Annotated in this window: 16 protein-coding genes and 1 pseudogene; 14 read left to right on the top strand and 3 right to left on the bottom strand. The window is 45.7% G+C overall.

Annotation, left to right across the window (positions count from 1 at the left end; all coding sequences use genetic code 11):
• The first annotated feature begins 5 nt into the window (after window positions 1-5).
• The 6 genes from B1748_RS33560 to B1748_RS33535 all read left to right on the top strand — a co-directional run bounded on the left by B1748_RS33560 (window position 6) and on the right by B1748_RS33535 (window position 6,874).
• Window positions 6-491, top strand: a complete 486-nt coding sequence (locus tag B1748_RS33560) for a hypothetical protein (RefSeq protein ID WP_087572330.1) — start codon at window positions 6-8, stop codon at window positions 489-491.
• Window positions 491-2,926 carry a CD3337/EF1877 family mobilome membrane protein gene (locus B1748_RS33555; protein WP_087572329.1) on the top strand — a complete coding sequence of 812 codons (2,436 nt, stop codon included), beginning with the start codon at window positions 491-493 and terminating at the stop codon, window positions 2,924-2,926. Before B1748_RS33560 ends, B1748_RS33555 begins: the two co-directional genes overlap by 1 nt.
• Entirely contained in the window at window positions 2,926-3,534 is a 609-nt protein-coding gene (locus B1748_RS33550) for a hypothetical protein (RefSeq protein WP_087572328.1), read from the top strand. The genes B1748_RS33555 and B1748_RS33550 overlap by 1 nt, the downstream gene beginning before the upstream one ends.
• Window positions 3,531-4,583 (top strand): peptidoglycan DD-metalloendopeptidase family protein, encoded by a 1,053-nt coding sequence (locus tag B1748_RS37865; protein WP_087572327.1) that lies wholly within the window; start codon window positions 3,531-3,533, stop codon window positions 4,581-4,583. The genes B1748_RS33550 and B1748_RS37865 overlap by 4 nt, the downstream gene beginning before the upstream one ends.
• Window positions 4,584-4,999: 416 nt before the next feature.
• The gene (locus B1748_RS33540) at window positions 5,000-6,118 is read left to right on the top strand and encodes a DUF4238 domain-containing protein (RefSeq protein ID WP_179215963.1); all 1,119 of its coding nucleotides are present in this window, start codon (window positions 5,000-5,002) and stop codon (window positions 6,116-6,118) included.
• Between the two features lie 147 nt (window positions 6,119-6,265).
• A complete protein-coding gene (locus tag B1748_RS33535) occupies window positions 6,266-6,874 on the top strand; it encodes a recombinase family protein (protein WP_087572325.1) in 609 nt (202 codons plus the stop codon).
• 216 nt (window positions 6,875-7,090) lie between these two features.
• Here B1748_RS33535 and merA read toward each other — a convergent pair whose 3' ends face one another.
• Both merA and merR read right to left on the bottom strand, forming a co-directional pair.
• Complete coding sequence (gene merA / locus B1748_RS33530; protein ID WP_087572324.1) at window positions 7,091-8,731, bottom strand: mercury(II) reductase; 1,641 nt, start codon at window positions 8,729-8,731, stop codon at window positions 7,091-7,093.
• A gap of 2 nt (window positions 8,732-8,733) precedes the next feature.
• The gene (merR, locus tag B1748_RS33525; protein ID WP_087572323.1) at window positions 8,734-9,138 is read right to left on the bottom strand and encodes a mercury resistance transcriptional regulator MerR; all 405 of its coding nucleotides are present in this window, start codon (window positions 9,136-9,138) and stop codon (window positions 8,734-8,736) included.
• Between the two features lie 297 nt (window positions 9,139-9,435).
• On the opposite strand from merR, the pseudogene B1748_RS33520 reads away from it, so the two are divergent.
• From B1748_RS33520 to B1748_RS33480, 8 genes and pseudogenes are all read left to right on the top strand, one after another.
• A pseudogene (locus tag B1748_RS33520) lies at window positions 9,436-10,038 on the top strand (DUF4158 domain-containing protein); the annotation flags it as partial.
• A gap of 387 nt (window positions 10,039-10,425) precedes the next feature.
• On the top strand, window positions 10,426-11,049 hold the full coding sequence (locus B1748_RS33510) for a class I SAM-dependent methyltransferase (protein ID WP_087572321.1): 624 nt from the start codon (window positions 10,426-10,428) through the stop codon (window positions 11,047-11,049).
• A gap of 34 nt (window positions 11,050-11,083) precedes the next feature.
• Window positions 11,084-11,740 (top strand): class I SAM-dependent methyltransferase, encoded by a 657-nt coding sequence (locus B1748_RS33505; RefSeq protein WP_087572320.1) that lies wholly within the window; start codon window positions 11,084-11,086, stop codon window positions 11,738-11,740.
• A gap of 143 nt (window positions 11,741-11,883) precedes the next feature.
• Window positions 11,884-12,522 (top strand): CadD family cadmium resistance transporter, encoded by a 639-nt coding sequence (locus B1748_RS33500; protein ID WP_087572319.1) that lies wholly within the window; start codon window positions 11,884-11,886, stop codon window positions 12,520-12,522.
• Window positions 12,523-12,562: 40 nt separating this feature from the next.
• Window positions 12,563-13,972, top strand: coding sequence for a dihydrolipoyl dehydrogenase (gene lpdA / locus B1748_RS33495; RefSeq protein WP_087572318.1), 1,410 nt, complete (start codon window positions 12,563-12,565; stop codon window positions 13,970-13,972).
• A gap of 76 nt (window positions 13,973-14,048) precedes the next feature.
• The gene (locus B1748_RS33490) at window positions 14,049-14,420 is read left to right on the top strand and encodes an ArsR/SmtB family transcription factor (protein ID WP_256976104.1); all 372 of its coding nucleotides are present in this window, start codon (window positions 14,049-14,051) and stop codon (window positions 14,418-14,420) included.
• On the top strand, window positions 14,413-16,803 hold the full coding sequence (locus tag B1748_RS33485; protein ID WP_087572316.1) for a heavy metal translocating P-type ATPase: 2,391 nt from the start codon (window positions 14,413-14,415) through the stop codon (window positions 16,801-16,803). The genes B1748_RS33490 and B1748_RS33485 overlap by 8 nt, the downstream gene beginning before the upstream one ends.
• Before the next feature lie 296 nt (window positions 16,804-17,099).
• The gene (locus tag B1748_RS33480; RefSeq protein WP_256976103.1) at window positions 17,100-17,342 is read left to right on the top strand and encodes an SHOCT domain-containing protein; all 243 of its coding nucleotides are present in this window, start codon (window positions 17,100-17,102) and stop codon (window positions 17,340-17,342) included.
• A gap of 206 nt (window positions 17,343-17,548) precedes the next feature.
• Here the strand turns inward: B1748_RS33480 and B1748_RS37100 are convergent.
• Window positions 17,549-17,745: hypothetical protein (locus tag B1748_RS37100; RefSeq protein ID WP_179215962.1), on the bottom strand; the 197-nt coding region annotated here is incomplete at its 5' end.

The following is a 17,745-nucleotide window of genomic DNA, read 5'->3' as shown; positions in this document are numbered from 1 at the left end:
GACAAATGCGAAAAGGACTATTTATAGGAATGCTGATCGGGGCGCTACTGCTGTTGGCCGCATGCGGATCATCCAGCGGCGGCAAGCCATCGGCCGATGTAAAAGCAGCCGATGACCTAGCGTTGCAATATGTTCAGGCAGCAGTCGATGGAGATGACGAGCTTTTCCGGAAAATTCTCTCTCCAGAAGAACCGCACTATCAGATTTTAGAGAAAGATGAGCACACGTTTCCCGGAAGATTCAAAGAGATCGGGGAACGCTACAGTATCTATCGGTTTGAAAAAGAGCCGACCAAAAAAGGAGAATTACACTACGAGGTTCTTTATTACTTGCCGAATCACAATGGCAATGCTAAGAAGTGGCTTGAAATGAAGAAAGAGCAAGGCACTTGGAAAATACATGAGTTAGAGGCTGAAGAAGCAGAGCAAAAAGTCGAGAACCCGAAGGATGGTGTTTACATTCACAAATATGTAAAAGAAGGTGAGGGCTGATGAAACGATTGCGGCCCTTCCTGGTATTGATGGTACTGTTCCTCTTATTGCCGGTAACGGCGGCGGGTGCAGCAACCGGAAACACTGGTACGGGCATATCCGATAATTTATTTGATACCAAACATGAGGTGACTAGCGACGGTTCCAAGGCATATTACCAAATCGATGTAACGAGCAAGCAACCGGGTGAAGACGACGACGGTGGAGGCTTTAAAAACCCATTCAAGACCATCGGGAGTTGGATTTCCGGCGATGCCATTAAGGATACCGTGCTGGCTCAATTCTATGAAGGCATGAATTTCGTTGTTAACATTTTGTTCAAGGTCAATGTGTACATGACGAACATGATGCTCACGGTCCTGAACTACGCTTATCATTTCGATGTGATCAACCGAATCATCGAACAGATCGAAGGTGTCGTTCAAAAAATTACCGGCATCTCCAATTTTCATTTTGAGCAATACGGGCTTTACGGTGATTTTCTTATCGCCATAGGTGTAAGCGTAGGCTTGGTGTTCGTCTATAAATATTTCTTTCAACAGGCGCAGCTTGAGGCAACCGGCAACGTCGCAAAAAGCGTTCTTATTTTAATGGCGGCACTGTTATTTTTTACGAACTATGGCACGGTTCTGAAAGGCGCGAACAATATTACAACCGAGCTGACGGGTCATGTAATCGGTGCGTCTTCTGGATTGTTTGAAGGGAAGGGAAGCGATTCGACCCGTGGCCTTGGCGAAAATATGTGGAATCTGTTCGTCCACCGGCCTTATCTCTATATGCAGTACGGCAATGATGACGAAAGCACGGTCGGCAAGGATCGGGTCAATGCGCTGCTTAAGCTTCCACCAGGCGAGAATCGGCAAAAGTATGTTGAACAGACAGAGATAGATAAACGAAATAATATGATGATGACCTATTCAATGGTTCCGGATAGGTTGGTGTTCACCGTTCTGTATACGATTGTCAACGGCATTACGTCGATACCGATTTTCGCTTTAGCATTGCTGCTCATTCTTTTTCAATTTTGGTTTTTGACGATTGCGGTTGCCGCGCCGTTCTATATGGTGATTGCCGCGTTTCCGGGCGGGGGAGGCGTATTCCGTCGATACACCGAGGAATTGGCGTTGCCGCTGCTGTTGAAAATCGCGGTGTCCGTAATCGCCCTGGTTGTCTTCACCATGTCGGCCATCGTGTATGAAGTCAGCAATTCGGACAGCATCGGCTATTTCGCAACGGCGTTTGTAGAATTTATTGTACTGCTGCTTATCTTTGTACTGCGTAAGCGATTCATGCGTATTCTCATGGAAGGAAACAGTTTAATCCGCAGTGTGGCCCATGAGGTATCGAACTTTGACCATCATGTGAGTAACACCGCCCGCGAAATGAAACGTAAAGCGACCAAGGCGGCCGCGCAAGCGGCGGGTGCAGCGGTTGCCGGTCCGGAAGGGGCGGCGGTCGCCGGTGCTGCCGCAGATGGAGCGATGGGCGACGATAACAAAAGTGAACCGCTTGAAAATGTATCGATGCACGATGATGAAGGAAAAGAAAAGGACGAAACGGTGTACGCCGATGCGGAAATTGTTTCACCCGGATCGCAAGTCGTGCCGCATAGCAAGCAAGCGGATCGAGAACCCGATATTATCGATATGCCGCTCACTCGTTTATCTGATGCAGGCTCATGGTATCCTGGCGGTCAGTCATCGGCAGAGGCGGCAGCGGCAAGCGAAACGCCGGGTGCCGGAGAAGCTTTGCCAATGTTGATGACTCCGGCAGGGGCGGGAGGCAGCAGAAATCCTTCTCGCTATCGTCTATCTAAGGGCGGTATGGGCAAGGCGGCAATGACTGCGCGGCGCGGACAAGCCGTACCCGGCCGGAATTATGCCGCCCCCCGGACTGCGGCTAACACGCCGATTGCGCCGGATGGGATCACTACACCCGATTTGACAGCAAGTGAGGCGGCTCACCGAGAGCAGGGCCGTGCCGCCCTGCCTAATACAAGTCTTTCCTCAACCATGATGGACAAGCCAGGGGAACAACCGGCAGTGACGCCGCCGCAATCCATGAGTACATCGGCACCAGTTCAAGAAACGATGCAACAACCGGCGCAGCAGGAGGGGAGAGCGATACCTTCGGCGGTTCCTGAATATGTCCAAGCTGTTCCACATGGAACGAGGGCGACAGCGCCAGCGGTCGTTTCATTAGACTCCCGGCGTCAGGGAGGGGAACGCAGGAGACAGGCCAAGCCCGAGGCCCGTTCCGATTCGTTCCGGACGGCGCGAGGATCAACCATATTGGAATCTTTGGAGATGCCGTTCGTTTCGCATGAAGCAGCTCCGATGACTTCACAGGATAACCTTGCCCCCCGAACCGGGGCGACGGAACTGCTCTCGAAGAATGCCTCCTTAGAGGAGGACGAAGGGGAGCGTGAGAGCTAATGGCGCGTCCCCCACAGCTCCCGGATCGGGCTAAAACATGTTTCAGTATTATCATTGGTCTGCTGCTGATCGCGCTTTTTATCGGATCATTTTTTTCCGGAAGACGCGCCGCGCAGCCGAAAGAAACGAAACCGGCTGCGGTCCATGAACAACAACAAGACGTACACCAGTACGAGGCTCAGCCGGAGCCAGAGGAAACGACAAGTAAAACACCACCTATTACCGAGGAAGCAGTAAGTAGCGCACAGGCCGTTCTTCCGGATTTCCTGAAAGCGTATGTGCCGTTCGATAGCAAACAGCCGGACGCTTACGTGGATCGCTCCAAACCCTATATTACCGGTTCCTTTTACAAGCAGCTTTCATCGTTTCAACGGCGGGGAACGCTCTCTCGCGTGAAGACCGAGTATGTCACAGCCGAATGGACACCGGCCGAGCTGAAAGCAGACGAGCAATGGTACAACGTGGATGTAACGGTGACCCATACCGATATAAACGGTAAGAATGAAGATGGCTTGCTGCTTTATGTGGTGTTGCTCAAACTGGTTGATGGGAAATGGAAGGTTGATGATGTCGGCATTCGTCCGGGATCGGGGGCGATTCCGGAATGAAAAAATGGGGATGGCTGATCGCTGCAATTCCGATCCTGCTCGTTGTGGCCTTATGCGGGATGTTTCTTTTTCCGCTGTTGTTCATGGGCGGCGGAAGTATCGGGTACGGCTTTTTAGGCGGGTCGATTTCACCGGTTGGGGAACGCGAAATACCGGCCGAATATATCCCGATTTATAAAGCCGCCGAAGCCAGGTACGGCGTTCCATGGAATTTGCTGGCCGCGCATCATCGCGTCGAGACGGTGTTTTCTACGCTTCAGCCCATGATTTCGAGCGTCGGAGCAGAAGGACATATGCAGTTTATGCCGTGTACATGGGTAGGTTGGTCGCATCCATCTTGCTACGGTGCCGGGCGGGGGAGTTTTACCGAAGAAGAAAAGATAAACTTGGCCATGATCGCCCGGTACGCCGGGTATGGCGTCGATGCAGACCGTGACGGCCGGGCGAGTATGTGGAGCCTGCAAGACTCCATCTTTTCCGCCGCGAACTATTTGGCCAAAAACGGCGCGGCGACCGGCAACCTGGAACGTGCCATTTTTGCCTACAATCACAGTCAGGATTATGTAGCGGAAGTGATGATGTATGCAAGACTCTACGTGACCGAAGGGTTTATTCCTATTGAAGTGATTGAACCATCCGAAAGCGGCTTTGCACGACCGGTTTCCGGTGAAGTCACATCCGGTTTCGGTATCCGGATCGATCCAGTGACCGGCAAGCCGGGCGCATCTCATGAGGGCATCGATTTTGCTTGTCAGGCCGGGCAACGCATTCCGGCTTCCAAGGCCGGTAAGGTCGTGTTTGCCGGTTGGCAGGACGCAAACGATCATAGCAAAGGCTACGGCTTATTTGTTTGGGTAGACCACGGCGGCGGCTTTAAGACTACGTATGCGCATATGTCACAGACGACCGTTCAGGTCGGGGATATCGTTCAGGCAGGGGATGTAGTCGGCGTATGCGGTTCCACGGGCAAAAGCACCGGCTTGCATTTGCACTTTGAAATCTTTGTTAATGGGCGGCGCGTTGATCCGTCTCCATTTATCGGTTTGTAATGTTCGGGATTTTTAGTCGAATGGATCTCCTGCAGCTGACTTGAAGCGCGTGGATCTCGCAGGAGAAACGAACGATCGGAGCTGCTACGCCGGCTAAAAAATCGGTTAAAAACGAACAATCTGTTGGGGTATGAAAAAGGGGAGCCAAGAGTACGGTGGCAAGCGTTTATGAAGCAGCATGGCAGATAAATAAAACGAAGGCAGCTCCGGACATTTCTGCCCGGAGCTGCCTTCGACCGATGCTTTCGGATTATGGATTTAGTATACCCAAAATGGGAAGTACTGTCTATATGAGAGGGTGCTATTTCTTTGTTTTATGTCTATCGGTTTGACTTCCATATTCCCACAAACTGTAACATTAATCGCCCGTATGTTATTTTAGAAACAGAGTAGTTCTAAAAAAGCGGGTGAATGAATTGAGCGATACCGTAAAAAATCAGCATTATATACCACAGAGTGTATTGAAACATTTTTCTTCTAATGAAAAGGTCTTTGAAGCCTTGGTCGATAAAAATAAAGAGCCGTATCAGACTCATTACCGTAATTCCATGTCGGAGCGTTTTGCGTATGAACATCCATACCTGGCTCGAAATCAATTAGAGAAATTTTTTCAGGAAGTCGAAGCCGATTATGGTCCTGCGATCATCGAGGCTTTGCGCTTAATTACGCTTTATGAAGAAAGCGGAGGCATGATCGATCCTATTAAAAAGCATGTACAAGCATATCTAAGTGCAATCATCATCTATTACTATAGGAGCGGTGCGTTACTGCATGAGTTCGCGCACGAAACCTCGAAAAAAGAAATTCGTGTCTCGCTGCTACTGGATAAATTAGTGAACACGAGTTATATCAACAATTTGGGTAACAGCATTAAGGAATTTTACGAATTCGCAATTATCAAAAGCGAGCAGAGCCACTTTTTGATTAGCGACCAGTATATTTCCACCGTAGCTTTACGGATTAAAAGTAGATTTGGCAATATCAGCAACAGGCACTTGGGTCTGAAGGATGTAATGATCTTAGTTCCGTTATCCAGCCAGTACTACATTGTTTTTTATCACGGGCGTAAACCTGGGTATATTCAGCCCCAAACTATGAACACGCTCACCCTTGAACAAGTGAAGGAGATAAATAAGGTCATAATCAACAATTCGTATAAAAAATGCGTGGGAAACGAAAAATCCGCGTTACTAGAAGCGTTACCTCATTTTGAATGGAGTTCTCCTTCGGCCACTTACATAGGTTATAATTCTGGCAGAGTAAGCGGATCAACGTTGAAAAAGGAAATATTCTTTTATGAACGGGATAAAAGGGCTTGGGAGTTATTTACCGGACCAACCCATTACAGAAATTATAACGAATTAGGGCGAAATAATATTTGCGGCTGCGGCAGCGGGAAAAAATTTAAAGTCTGCTGTTATGACGATTATGAAGAAGTTAAGCGAATATGGCGGACAATCAGCGACAAGCACCTTGCAGAAAGGGTTAGTGTACATCCAACAGCTCAAGTTGAGCAAAGTATTTTTTCATTCTAAGCTTGTATGGTCGATCTCAAAAAGCATGCTTTTTGATACGCGGGAAAAATGCCTGTATTTACGTCCCAAAATGTCCTAAAATAATTTTAGAGACGTTTCACATTCGACATGGATATTTTGAGACTAATATGGGGGAGAAAGTACATTATGAAGCTGGGATATGGCCGTGTGTCGGCTAAAGATCAAAATCCGGAGCGGCAGCTCATCAAGTTCCGGGAGCTGGGCATTGAAGATCGGTTTATTTTTGTCGATAAGCAGAGCGGCAAGGACTTCGACCGCCCACGCTATCAGGCGATGCGTCTGATGATCCGGGAAGGTGACTTGGTTTATATTGATGCGCTGGACCGGCTGGGCCGGGACTACGATGGGATCATTAGCGAATGGAAGTATATTACTCGGGAGATCGGAGCAGACATCGTATGTCTAGATAACGAAACGTTATTCGATTCCCGGAAGTTTAAGACAATGGGTGATTTTGGGAAAGTGATGGAGGATCAGTTTTTAAGTCTGCTGGCGTATGTGGCCGAACAGGAACGGAAGAAGAACCGGCTGCGGCAGGCGGAAGGGATCGAGGTTGCCCGGGCGGATGGTGTGACGTTCGGCAGGCCCAAGCAGGAGATCGACGACAAGTTTGTTCAGGCATATAAGGAGTGGAAAGCCGGTACATTGACAGCGACCACGGCCATGAAGCAAATCGGAATGAAGAAGCCGACTTTTTACCGGCGCGTGAAGGAGTATGAGCTGGAAATCAGGTAGCAGCTAGAAAGATGGGATCGAGACGGTCTATTTGGGGTAGTACAAGCGAAGCTGACACAACCCGCAAATTAGATGTAATTAAATGTGAATTTTTTTGCGCGGTAAATATAACGAAGATAACCCAGTCAACACTAACTTTAGTGGACTGGGTTACATTATCTAACGACTAGTTGAGACAGATTTACGTGGCCTAGGTTGTTACCAACACTTCAAATCCTATCCAGCACAACAGGATAATTTAGACACATCCTTATTGAAGGTAAGAGCTGCTAATTTTAGTCCTTCAGCCATCGTTAAATATGGTGCTAAGCTATCTCGCAGATCCTCGACCGTTAAACCGAACTTGACTACAAGTGTCGCAGCGTAAATCACTTCTCCGGCATTTTCAGCGACAATATGAACGCCAAGCACCTTTAACGACTTGGAATCAGCCACTAATTTAAAAACGCCGGTTGTTTCGCGATTCACAAGTGCTCTAGGCACCGAATCCAAAGGAAGAAAAGACGTTTTAACCTCATATCCATTTGCCTTGGCTTGCTCTTCCGTAAGCCCTACGGTAGCAACGGAAGGAGAAGAGAACGTAACGCCAGGAACAGCTTCAAGATTTACCTTTTTCTCTAAGCCACCTATTGCATTATCCGCCGCGATGCGACCTTCATACGCTGCCACATACACAAATTGCGGACCCATTGTTACATCGCCTGCAGCATAAATTCTTGGGTTTGAGGTGTTTAAAAAATCATCGACGACGATCTCGCCGTTGGAACCTATATTTACGTTCGCGGCATGCAGATTAAGGGCTTCTATATTTGGTTTTCTGCCGGTTGCAATAAGCAGCTGCTCGACTTCAACGACTTTCTTTTCGCCATTTACGGTAAAATGAACTTGTTTCAAGTTGTCGCTTGCTTCAATTCGATCATACGTAGCACCGGTAATTAAATGAATCCCTTGCTCCGTTATTGCCTTTGTTACCGCTTCGGAAATTTCAGGGTCATACTCTTTTAATATGCGATGACTTCTTTGCATCAGCGTAACTTCTGACCCTAGATTATGAAATAATTGACCCAATTCCATTGCAATATAACCTGAGCCAATAACGGCAAGCGTTTTAGGCAATTGTTTGAGCTCAAGCAGTGACGTGCTAGTCAAATATTCTACGTCCTTTAATCCGGGAATATCCGGAATGGATGGTGAGGCTCCTGTGGCAATTAAAAATCGTTTCGCCGTAAGTTTGCGTCCACCCACATCGATAGTTTTTTCATCCACGAATGTTGCTTCTCCGCGAATGAGTTCAAATCCGTACTCACCAATCAAATGCTCATACTTTTGTTCACGCATTTTGGCTACCAGTTCATTTTTTTGTTCAACCAATTTCGCCAAATCCACTGTTCCTGCAGATGTGGCAAGTCCTATGAATGGATTACTTTTGGCTAAAAAATTGATTTCCCCAGCTCGAAGCAGTGTCTTAGATGGCACACAGCCAAAATTTACGCAGGTGCCACCTATGGATCCTCGCTCGATGATCGCTACTTTTGCACCATATTCTACCGCTTGTATCGCGGCGGAAAAAGCTGCACCACCCGAACCGATGATCAGAAAATCATAATCGCCCTCATTGCCGAGAACTGGGGCATCATAAGGTTCTATCACCTCCGTATCTCCGAACTGATAATTTACCTCGTTGATGGCTTTTTGCGCGGCTTCGATCGCAATGTCATCGGGCAATTCAAACGTGGCTTCATTGTGACGAAAACTCACCTCGATATTGACGGCTCCAATGTTTCCAAGTGCGGTTGCAACGTGTTCCTCACAGCCGCTGCAAGTCATGCCTTGAACGTTAATTCGGAATTTTTTCATTTTTATCCTCCCTCGTCAATTAACGCTTCGATGATTGGGCATTCATGTATTGCCTTTTCATCCGGACAGCGGTCTTTTAAATCTTTTAGCATACATTCGATTCGCTTAAGGTCTCTAATTTTTAACCGAACATCTTCAAGTTTTCGAACAACAAAATCGTGCATATCTGCACATCTTACATCGTCTTTATCAACGATACCAAGCAATTTATCAATTTCAGATAACGTAAAACCAAGCTCTTGTATTCGTTTAATGAACATGATTCGTTTTACCGTATCATCCGGATAAAGCCTATACCCTGCATCTGTCCTTACAGGTTCAGCAATCAGACCTTTTCGTTCATAGTATCTAAGCGTCTCTTTATTCACATTACATAATTTGGATATGTCCCCTGTACGATAACTCATGGTTCACCTCCCTCATAATTGTAAACCCTGTACCGTGATACATAGTCAAGACATTTTTATAATTTCCTTAAAGTTCCGAAATTATTTTCGGTATTAGAACTTTAAAGTGTTTTACTAGATTATTGCCTATTTATGATAGGGGAAATAAACTTAATCTTATATCTTTGTTCCGATTCTGACCATTTTAGGAACTTTTCTCGGAGGGGATTATGTGAAGTGAAATTGGGAGTTGGACGAGTTAATCGAACATTTTACGTTTCTTCCAAATGAAATGCAGCAAGTCGGGAAAACAAATCAAGGGAGACCCGGTTGGGGTTTGCGGTACTGTTTAAGTTTTTCCAATATGAAGCGCGATTCCCCTCTCACAAATTCGAAGTTCCTAAAGCAGTCATTCAATACATAGCAAAGCAGATCGAAACACCGGCGGAACTATACGCACAATACGATTGGGCTGGACGTTCCATTACCTACCATCGAACACAAATCAGAGAGTTTTTCGGGTTTCGGGAAGATACTGTTCAGGACGCCGATGAAGTGATCGATTGGCTTTGTAAAAACGTGCTCTTCCACGATCACGACTTCGAGCATTTGGTCGAGACAGTGTACCGCAGACGGGAAATGAAAATTGTACCGCCTAGCCGCGGCTTATCAGAACCGCAATTCACACATACGAGGAACAGTTTTTCCAGGCTACACATGAAAAGCCGCCTGCGGCATCTTTATCCAAATTGGATTCACTCAGACAAGGACGGCTCAAGTGTCGACGAGGGGCTTCTTTCGTTTCAGGAACTAAAAGCTGATCCCGGTGAACCAGGTGTCGAAAGTGTGGCTACCAGTTCATTTTTTTGTTCAACCAATTTCGCCAAATCCACTGTTCCTGCAGATGTGGCAAGTCTATGAATGGATTACTTTCCGGTCACGAAAGCCGCAAGTCGTTGGAGGTCTATTCAAAGCTTGCAATCACCGATGCCCAGCAGGAATATAACGAGGTAATCAATAAATTCCCCATTTAATTACATCTACTTTGCGGGTGGTGTCAGCTTCGCTGGTACTACCCCTATTTATAATTGGCATTTCGCAAAACGAGTTAGTTTGGTCCAATATCTCAAGAAAATGAAATAGGCTTCCCGTGACGGGGGAGCCTATTTTTAATAGCAAAAATATTTTCGAAATGAATATTTTCCTCAAGCCGAAGAATATTCAAATATGTATTTGAATATACGGGAGGTTTGGTGTATTATAATAATCAAATTAACATTTGATTGTTGAGGGGGCAAAGAATCCACTATGAATAACTCTTGGAACAAAGTGATTTATCGGTTCTGGGCTCCCTTTTATGATTATTTCTTTAATTCTGGCCCTTTTTTAAACGCCCGGAAAAAGATTTTTGAGAACCTCGACATTAAGCCGAGAAGCAAAATTCTTTTTGTGGGCGTCGGTACGGGAGCAGACTTGCAGTTCATTATGGGCAAAGATATTTCTGTTACTGCAATCGACTTATCATCCGAAATGCTTGATAAAGCAAGAAAAAAATATAATGCACCAAACTTTACGTTCACAGAAATGGATGCGCAAGATTTGACCTTTTCTCCGGAATCGTTCGATATGGTTATTGCGAATCTGATCTTATCTGTCGTACCCGATCAGGATCAATGTTTTCAAGAAATGATTCGGGTTACTCGAACTGGGGGACGTATAGTCATTTTCGATAAATTTGCCCCTCCCTCGCAAGAATTGCCCGTAATTAAGAAATTCCTTCGTCCCATCGTAGCAATGATGGGGACGGACATTGGCCGTCATTTTGAACAAGTTGTAAAACCATACGAGAACCATATTCGAGTGGAGGAAGATGAGTCTGCCTTATTTAACGGTATGTATCGGAAAATCATACTTCGTAAAATCCAAGCTTAAACTACTGGCAAGATGGCCGGATAGAGGGTGAAAGATGCGTAAACGAGACAATAGAGATTTTATACCAGCCCTGAGATTTCACTGGCTTACATCATTTTATGATCCGATATTACGCTGGACAATGAGGGAGTCTACCTTCAAGAACAAATTAATTAGACAAATTCAAGTTGATTCGGGGCAGCGAGTACTTGATCTAGGATGCGGGACCGGTACATTAACCCTTCTTTTAAAACAAGCTTACCCGAAAGCAGAAGTGACCGGACTCGATATTGATCCGAATGTTCTCCAAATTGCAGAGAAAAAAGCAGTGGATATGGGAATGGACATCGTATTTAATCAAGGAATGTCGTTTGAACTTCCCTACCCTGATCATTCATTTGATCGTGTTGTTACAAGTCTAATGTTTCATCATTTGACTTTAGAAAATAAACTCCGAACACTAAAAGAAATTTTTCGTGTACTTAAACCACAAGGTGAACTTCACATAGCGGATTGGGGAAAGGCGCAAAATCGGCTCATGCGCATTGCGTTCCTTTCAATCCAAATCCTCGATGGTTTTAAAACGACAGCAGATAATGTAAATGGCCTGATACCGCAAATTATCGATAAGGCCGGGTTTGCTAAATCTAAAGAGACGGATAGGTTCATGACAGTATACGGAACTCTTTCTTTATACAAAGCGAAGAAATAAACCAGTATTGCGGTAACGTTAGCTGCGCGCCTTCTGCCCCAAATAGCTGGCCGGAGTAAACCTTTGTTAAATTGTAATGTTTAATCAAATAATTATTTGGATATAAGAATATATAAATCTACAATTGGATGGAGCAAATCGCAATGTCACTCACACTAATTCTTTCCGCTATTGGCACGTTCATCGTGACAAACGTTGACGACATTTTTGTGCTGATGATCTTTTTCGCACAGATTGAGAAAGCGCGGCACACACAAGTTGTTCTAGGGCAATATCTTGGGTTCGGATTGCTCGTTATATTGAGCCTATTAGGGGCTTTCGGTTTTACATTTTTGCCACCCGAATGGGCCGGTTTTCTCGGGCTGATACCGATTTATCTCGGTATCCGAATGTTCCTCAAAAAGGAGGAAGAGGATGAGGCAGAGGAAGCGCTTGAGAAATTGGGCGATCTAAAGTCACAACCATCAAATAATCGTTTGTTTGGACCACTAACTGGTAAAGTCGCTGCGATTACCTTTGCCAACGGGGGGGATAACCTGGGCATATACATCCCGTATTTTACGACCCAGGGGAATGCGTCACTTTTATCCATTGCGATTGTGTTCCTTTTGATGGTCGCGGTATGGTGTTTCCTGGCGTATCGGCTGGCAAGCTTCCCGGCCATTCTAAAAATTCTGGAAAAGTACGGAAGTGTCATTGTTCCACTGGTGTTTATCGCATTAGGCATTTCGATCATGCTGCATGGTGATTCATTTGCGTATCTCTTGAAATTGTTTGGGTAATGTTCACGAAAATCGAAATCACGAACTGGAGGGAAACACAATGGTAGTAGGTGACGCAAGCATGCACACTCAGTTGTTGGTAATCGGCGGTGGTTCTGGGGGTTATGTTGCAGCTATACGAGCCGCGCAGCTCGGTAAGAAAGTGTTGCTGGTGGAAAAATCGGAACTCGGAGGTGTATGTCTCAATTGCGGCTGCGTGCCGTCCAAAGCGCTGATATCAGCGGCGCATCGTTATGAACAAATGCTGGAAAGCGGCATATCCGGGTTAAAAGCGAAAGGCGTTGATATTGATTTTTCACAGATTCAACAGTGGAAACAGTCGAAAGTGGTGAATCGCCTCAAAACGGGTATTCAATCCTTACTCAAAAAGCATAAAATCTCGGTCTTCAAAGGAGAGGCGCTGTTCATAAATGATCGGGAAGCCCGTCTTTATAATGAACAAGAATCGCTACGATACCAATTTGACGATTGTATCGTTGCTGTCGGATCGCGCCCAATTGAATTAAAAGCATTCCCGTATGGAAGTCGAATTTTATCCTCCACGGAAGCACTCACCCTTACCGAAATCCCTGAGCGGATGGTCGTCATCGGCGGTGGCTATATCGGTATTGAGCTAGGCCAAATGTACGCGAAGTTCGGCACGAACGTAACCATTTTGGAAGGTTCACCGTCGATTCTGCCTGGATTCGAGAATGAAATTACCCGGATTGTCAAAAAAAATCTTGATTCCCTTGACGTTACGGTATATACGAACGCCATGGCTCAATCCGCCCAACAGTCGGCTGATGAAATCACGGTTACCTTTACGGTAGATCAGACCGAACAACAAGTGATGGCCGATTATGTTCTTGTGACAGTAGGACGCCGACCCAATACTGATGGCGAACTTGGTCTTGACCGGATTGGGGTAAAAATTGGAGACCGGGGACTGGTCGAAGTCGATCAACAAGGGCGAACGTCTATTCCTCATATTTATGCGATTGGCGATATTATCCCTGGCCCTGCACTGGCGCATAAAGCTTCATACGAAGGAAAAGTGGTTGCTGAAGCCATAGCTGGCCAACCAAGTGCTTTCGACTATAAAGGGATACCTGCGGTCGTGTTTTCCGATCCGGAAATTGCTTCCGTAGGACTTAGTGAACCTGAAGCCAAAGAGAAAGGATATGACATCATGGTGGGTAAGTTTCCGTTTGCGGCAAATGCGCGTGCTCTCTCTTTGAGTGCGTCCGAGGGATTCGTCAAGCTGGTAGGCGATAAGAAAACAGGTTTGATCCTTGGCGGGCAAATCGTTGGCACAAACGCGTCCGACTTGATTCCGGAAATTGCCTTGGCGATTGAAATGGGAACGACCATGGAAGATTTAGCCCTCACGATTCATGCGCATCCAACACTTGGGGAGTTGTCGGCTGAAGCGGCAGAAGTTGCCCTTGGCCATCCCATTCATATTTAGTTTTGTTTGCCTTTGACAAACCAATGGCGCAAGCATAATATAATAATCAAATGAATATTAGATTGAGGTGATGGAATTGAAGAAGAACCAAGATACATGCGAGATCTTTTGTTATGACGAGGATAAGGTCAATCGAGTCCGGGAAAAATTAAGCAAAAATGATTTTCAGGATATGGCGCAAATCTTTAAAGTGCTTGCAGACCATACGCGGTTAAAGGTTGCTTATGCCCTGTGCGATGAAGACGAGTTATGCGTCTGTGATGTAGCCAATATTATCGGCTCCACGATGGCGACGGCTTCCCATCATTTACGGCTGCTCCGGAACATGGGCATTGCGAATTATCGGAAGGAAGGGAAGCTCGTTTTTTATTCATTGGGGGATGAGCAGCTTAAACAAATGATAAGGCTCGCCATTGAGCATCAAAAGGAGGTTGTTAGCGTTGAATAAAGTGGCTGAATCATTAGAGAACAAAAACGTGTACCGCGTTGAAGGATTTACATGCGCGAATTGTGCCGGGAAATTTGAGAATAATGTCAAGCAACTGCCGGGCGTTCAAGATGCGAAAGTGAACTTTGGCGCTTCAAAAATTGCCGTTTTCGGTGAAACCACTATTGAGGAACTGGAGAAAGCCGGTGCATTTGAGAATCTTAAAGTCATCCCCGAAAAACAGGTACGGGTGGCAAAACCGGAAGTGAACGAGGAAAAAAACGTATTCAACGTTCAAGGATTTACTTGCGCGAACTGTGCCGGGAAGTTTGAAAATAACGTGAAGCAGCTTCCAGGGGTTCGGGATGCGAAAGTGAATTTCGGGGCTTCGAAAATCGCCATATACGGTAATGCCACCATTGAAGAACTGGAGAAAGCTGGTGCGTTTGAAAATTTAAAAGTGACCCCGGAAAAAGTGGCACGGGAAGCGAAACCAGAGGGCATCAAAGAAGCGAAAGAACCGTTTTATAAAAAACATAGCACATTGTTGAATGCAGTCTTATTGGTGGTTTTTGGATATATTTCTCAGTATGTAAATGGGGAAGAAAACCTAATCACTTCTCTGTTATTTGCAGCCTCTATTGTGATCGGGGGATTCTCGCTCTTTAAAGTCGGTTTTAAAAACTTGATGCGATTTGAATTTGACATGAAGACACTCATGACAGTTGCCATAATCGGAGCTGCGATCATTGGGGAATGGGCCGAAGGTGCAATTGTGGTTATCCTCTTTGCGATCAGTGAAGCGTTGGAACGCTTCTCGATGGATCGGGCTAGACAATCGATTCGTTCCTTAATGGACATTGCACCGAAAGAAGCACTCGTTCGACGGAACGGACAAGAAATGATGGTCAATGTCGATGACATCGCCGTTGGCGATATCATGATTGTGAAGCCCGGTCAAAAGATTGCCATGGATGGTGTGGTGGTCAGCGGCAACTCTGCCGTCAATCAGGCAGCGATCACCGGTGAGTCCGTTCCCGTTGGCAAAACAGTGGATGATGAGGTTTTTGCGGGGACGTTAAATGAAGAAGGCCTCCTTGAAGTCAAAGTAACCAAACTGGTCGATGATACGACCATCGCGAAGATCATACACCTGGTTGAAGAAGCACAGGGAGAACGTGCACCATCCCAAGCCTTTGTCGATAAATTTGCGAAATACTACACGCCGATCATTATGGTCATTGCCGCATTAGTCGCGATACTTCCGCCACTTTTCTTTGATGGAAGTTGGGCTACCTGGGTCTATCAAGGCTTATCCGTTCTTGTGGTTGGTTGTCCTTGCGCACTCGTGATTTCCACTCCAATCTCCATTGTATCTGCAATCGGAAATGCAGCGAAACATGGCGTACTTGTCAAAGGCGGTATTTATCTCGAAGAAATGGGTGCCTTAAAGGCTATTGCGTTTGATAAAACTGGCACGCTCACTAAAGGAGTCCCGGTTGTAACGGATTTCAACGTATTCAGCCAAAAAACCAATGATAAAGAATTGCTTTCCATCATTACTGCATTAGAGTACCGTTCGCAGCATCCTCTAGCTTCGGCCATTATGAAGAAAGCGGAACAGGAACATATATCTTATTCCGACGTCGTGGTTGATGACTTTTCTTCCATCACCGGTAAAGGAATTAAAGGTACGGTTAACGGGACCATCTATTACATTGGTAATCCGAAACTCTTTAAAGAATTAGCTACTGCTCATTTTAGTAACGAGCAAGAACAACTGGTGACTACACTGCAAAGTCAAGGAAAAACAGCTATGGTTGTCGGAACGGACAAAGACATTCTCGCGGTGATCGCGGTAGCCGATGAAGTACGTGAATCCAGTAAGGAAATTATTCAAAGGCTGCATCAGCTCGGGATCAAGAAAACGATCATGCTTACCGGTGATAACAAAGGTACCGCAAATGCGATCGCCGGACATGTTGGCGTATCGGATGTGCAGTCCGAACTGATGCCACAGGATAAATTAGACTTTATTAAACAGCTCCGAGCCGATTACGGCAATGTCGCCATGGTTGGCGATGGTGTCAATGATGCTCCAGCACTCGCAGCTTCTACGGTTGGGATTGCCATGGGCGGAGCCGGTACTGATACAGCTCTTGAAACGGCAGATGTAGCTTTAATGGGAGACGATTTAAGGAAACTTCCATTCGCAATCAAATTAAGCCGTAAAGCTTTAAATATCATCAAGCAAAACATTACCTTTGCGCTGGCCATTAAATTGATTGCTTTACTGCTCGTCATCCCGGGTTGGTTAACGCTTTGGATTGCTATCCTTTCCGATATGGGAGCAACGCTCCTGGTTGCGTTAAACGGTTTGCGACTGATGAGAGTTAAGGAATAAAGGGCATAAAACTAAAACATTCAGTTGAGTTAGGGGTGAATACCCCTGACTCTTTACTTTGAAAGGAAGTATAATGTGCTTCGTTACTATGCGTCGATACACATTTGCAGTGCTGGATAGTTGAATTTACAGTGGTTGACATAAACTATTCCTCCCTTAGTTTCTCTTAAAGTAGCCCATTGTAATATTTGTCCAAGCCACATTTTTTTATGCAATGAGTTCCTTTGGAAGATGATCAGGATGGACGAATAGATGGACAAAAAAATAACAATCCTAAACCAAGGGGGGCGTTGGCGATGACGGATAATGTGATGATGGACAGTTCTGTGATGGCGATGATGTGTTTCATGATGTGGATTGGAGCCCTCATCGTCATTATTGTCATTGGAATAACGATTTACATGGTGACTCGTTTACTTATGAAAAAAAGCAGACTTGAGGATCGTCCCCTCATGCTGCTTAAAGAAAGATATGTAAAAGGCGAAATTAGCGATAATGAATATACTCGAATGAAAAAAGTAATCGCTGATTTGAAATAACAAGAAACTATTTATTATGTCAGCCGGAAACAAGAACTATATTCTACCGTCAGCGCTTAGATCATTGAAGTACTTTTTGATTTTTCACAAAACGGCATAATCCGGCGAGAATTGATCTTTGGAAAGACTGCGAAGGCGCTGCCGGTTAGTCTGGGTAGCGCCTCGTCATTGCGCGTGTAGCCGCGCCTTGCTGTTGATAATTCATTTTATTTCGCTTCCTGTTTAAAAGAAACAATGCGAAACGTTGGTTGCCCGCCAATATGTTTGGTTCCGTAAAGCGGCGGTGTCTTGCCTTCCTCCAGGATGGTGCGCGGACACCACGTTTTAAATTCCGTTTCTTCTCGTCTGAATATGCCAAGGTGTACGATGGCGTTATCAAAACCGCCGTATATGAGTAATTCTG

It is taken from the genome of Paenibacillus sp. MY03 (genome assembly GCF_002165585.1).
Classification (GTDB): Bacteria; Bacillota; Bacilli; order Paenibacillales; family Paenibacillaceae; genus Pristimantibacillus; species Pristimantibacillus agaridevorans.
Note: the sequence above shows the minus strand (reverse complement) of the source record. Positions and strands in the feature narration are given on the sequence as shown.

Bases quoted from the DNA above. Each gene is read 5' to 3' on its own strand.
- B1748_RS33560 (WP_087572330.1), top strand. From the start codon at position 6: ATGCGAAAAGGACTATTTATAGGAATGCTGATCGGGGCGCTACTGCTG.
- B1748_RS33555 (WP_087572329.1), top strand. From the start codon at position 491: ATGAAACGATTGCGGCCCTTCCTGGTATTGATGGTACTGTTCCTCTTA.
- B1748_RS33550 (WP_087572328.1), top strand. From the start codon at position 2,926: ATGGCGCGTCCCCCACAGCTCCCGGATCGGGCTAAAACATGTTTCAGT.
- B1748_RS37865 (WP_087572327.1), top strand. From the start codon at position 3,531: ATGAAAAAATGGGGATGGCTGATCGCTGCAATTCCGATCCTGCTCGTT.
- B1748_RS33535 (WP_087572325.1), top strand. From the start codon at position 6,266: ATGAAGCTGGGATATGGCCGTGTGTCGGCTAAAGATCAAAATCCGGAG.
- merA (WP_087572324.1), bottom strand. From the start codon at position 8,731: ATGAAAAAATTCCGAATTAACGTTCAAGGCATGACTTGCAGCGGCTGT.
- merR (WP_087572323.1), bottom strand. From the start codon at position 9,138: ATGAGTTATCGTACAGGGGACATATCCAAATTATGTAATGTGAATAAA.
- B1748_RS33510 (WP_087572321.1), top strand. From the start codon at position 10,426: ATGAATAACTCTTGGAACAAAGTGATTTATCGGTTCTGGGCTCCCTTT.
- B1748_RS33505 (WP_087572320.1), top strand. From the start codon at position 11,084: ATGCGTAAACGAGACAATAGAGATTTTATACCAGCCCTGAGATTTCAC.
- B1748_RS33500 (WP_087572319.1), top strand. From the start codon at position 11,884: ATGTCACTCACACTAATTCTTTCCGCTATTGGCACGTTCATCGTGACA.
- lpdA (WP_087572318.1), top strand. From the start codon at position 12,563: ATGGTAGTAGGTGACGCAAGCATGCACACTCAGTTGTTGGTAATCGGC.
- B1748_RS33480 (WP_256976103.1), top strand. From the start codon at position 17,100: ATGACGGATAATGTGATGATGGACAGTTCTGTGATGGCGATGATGTGT.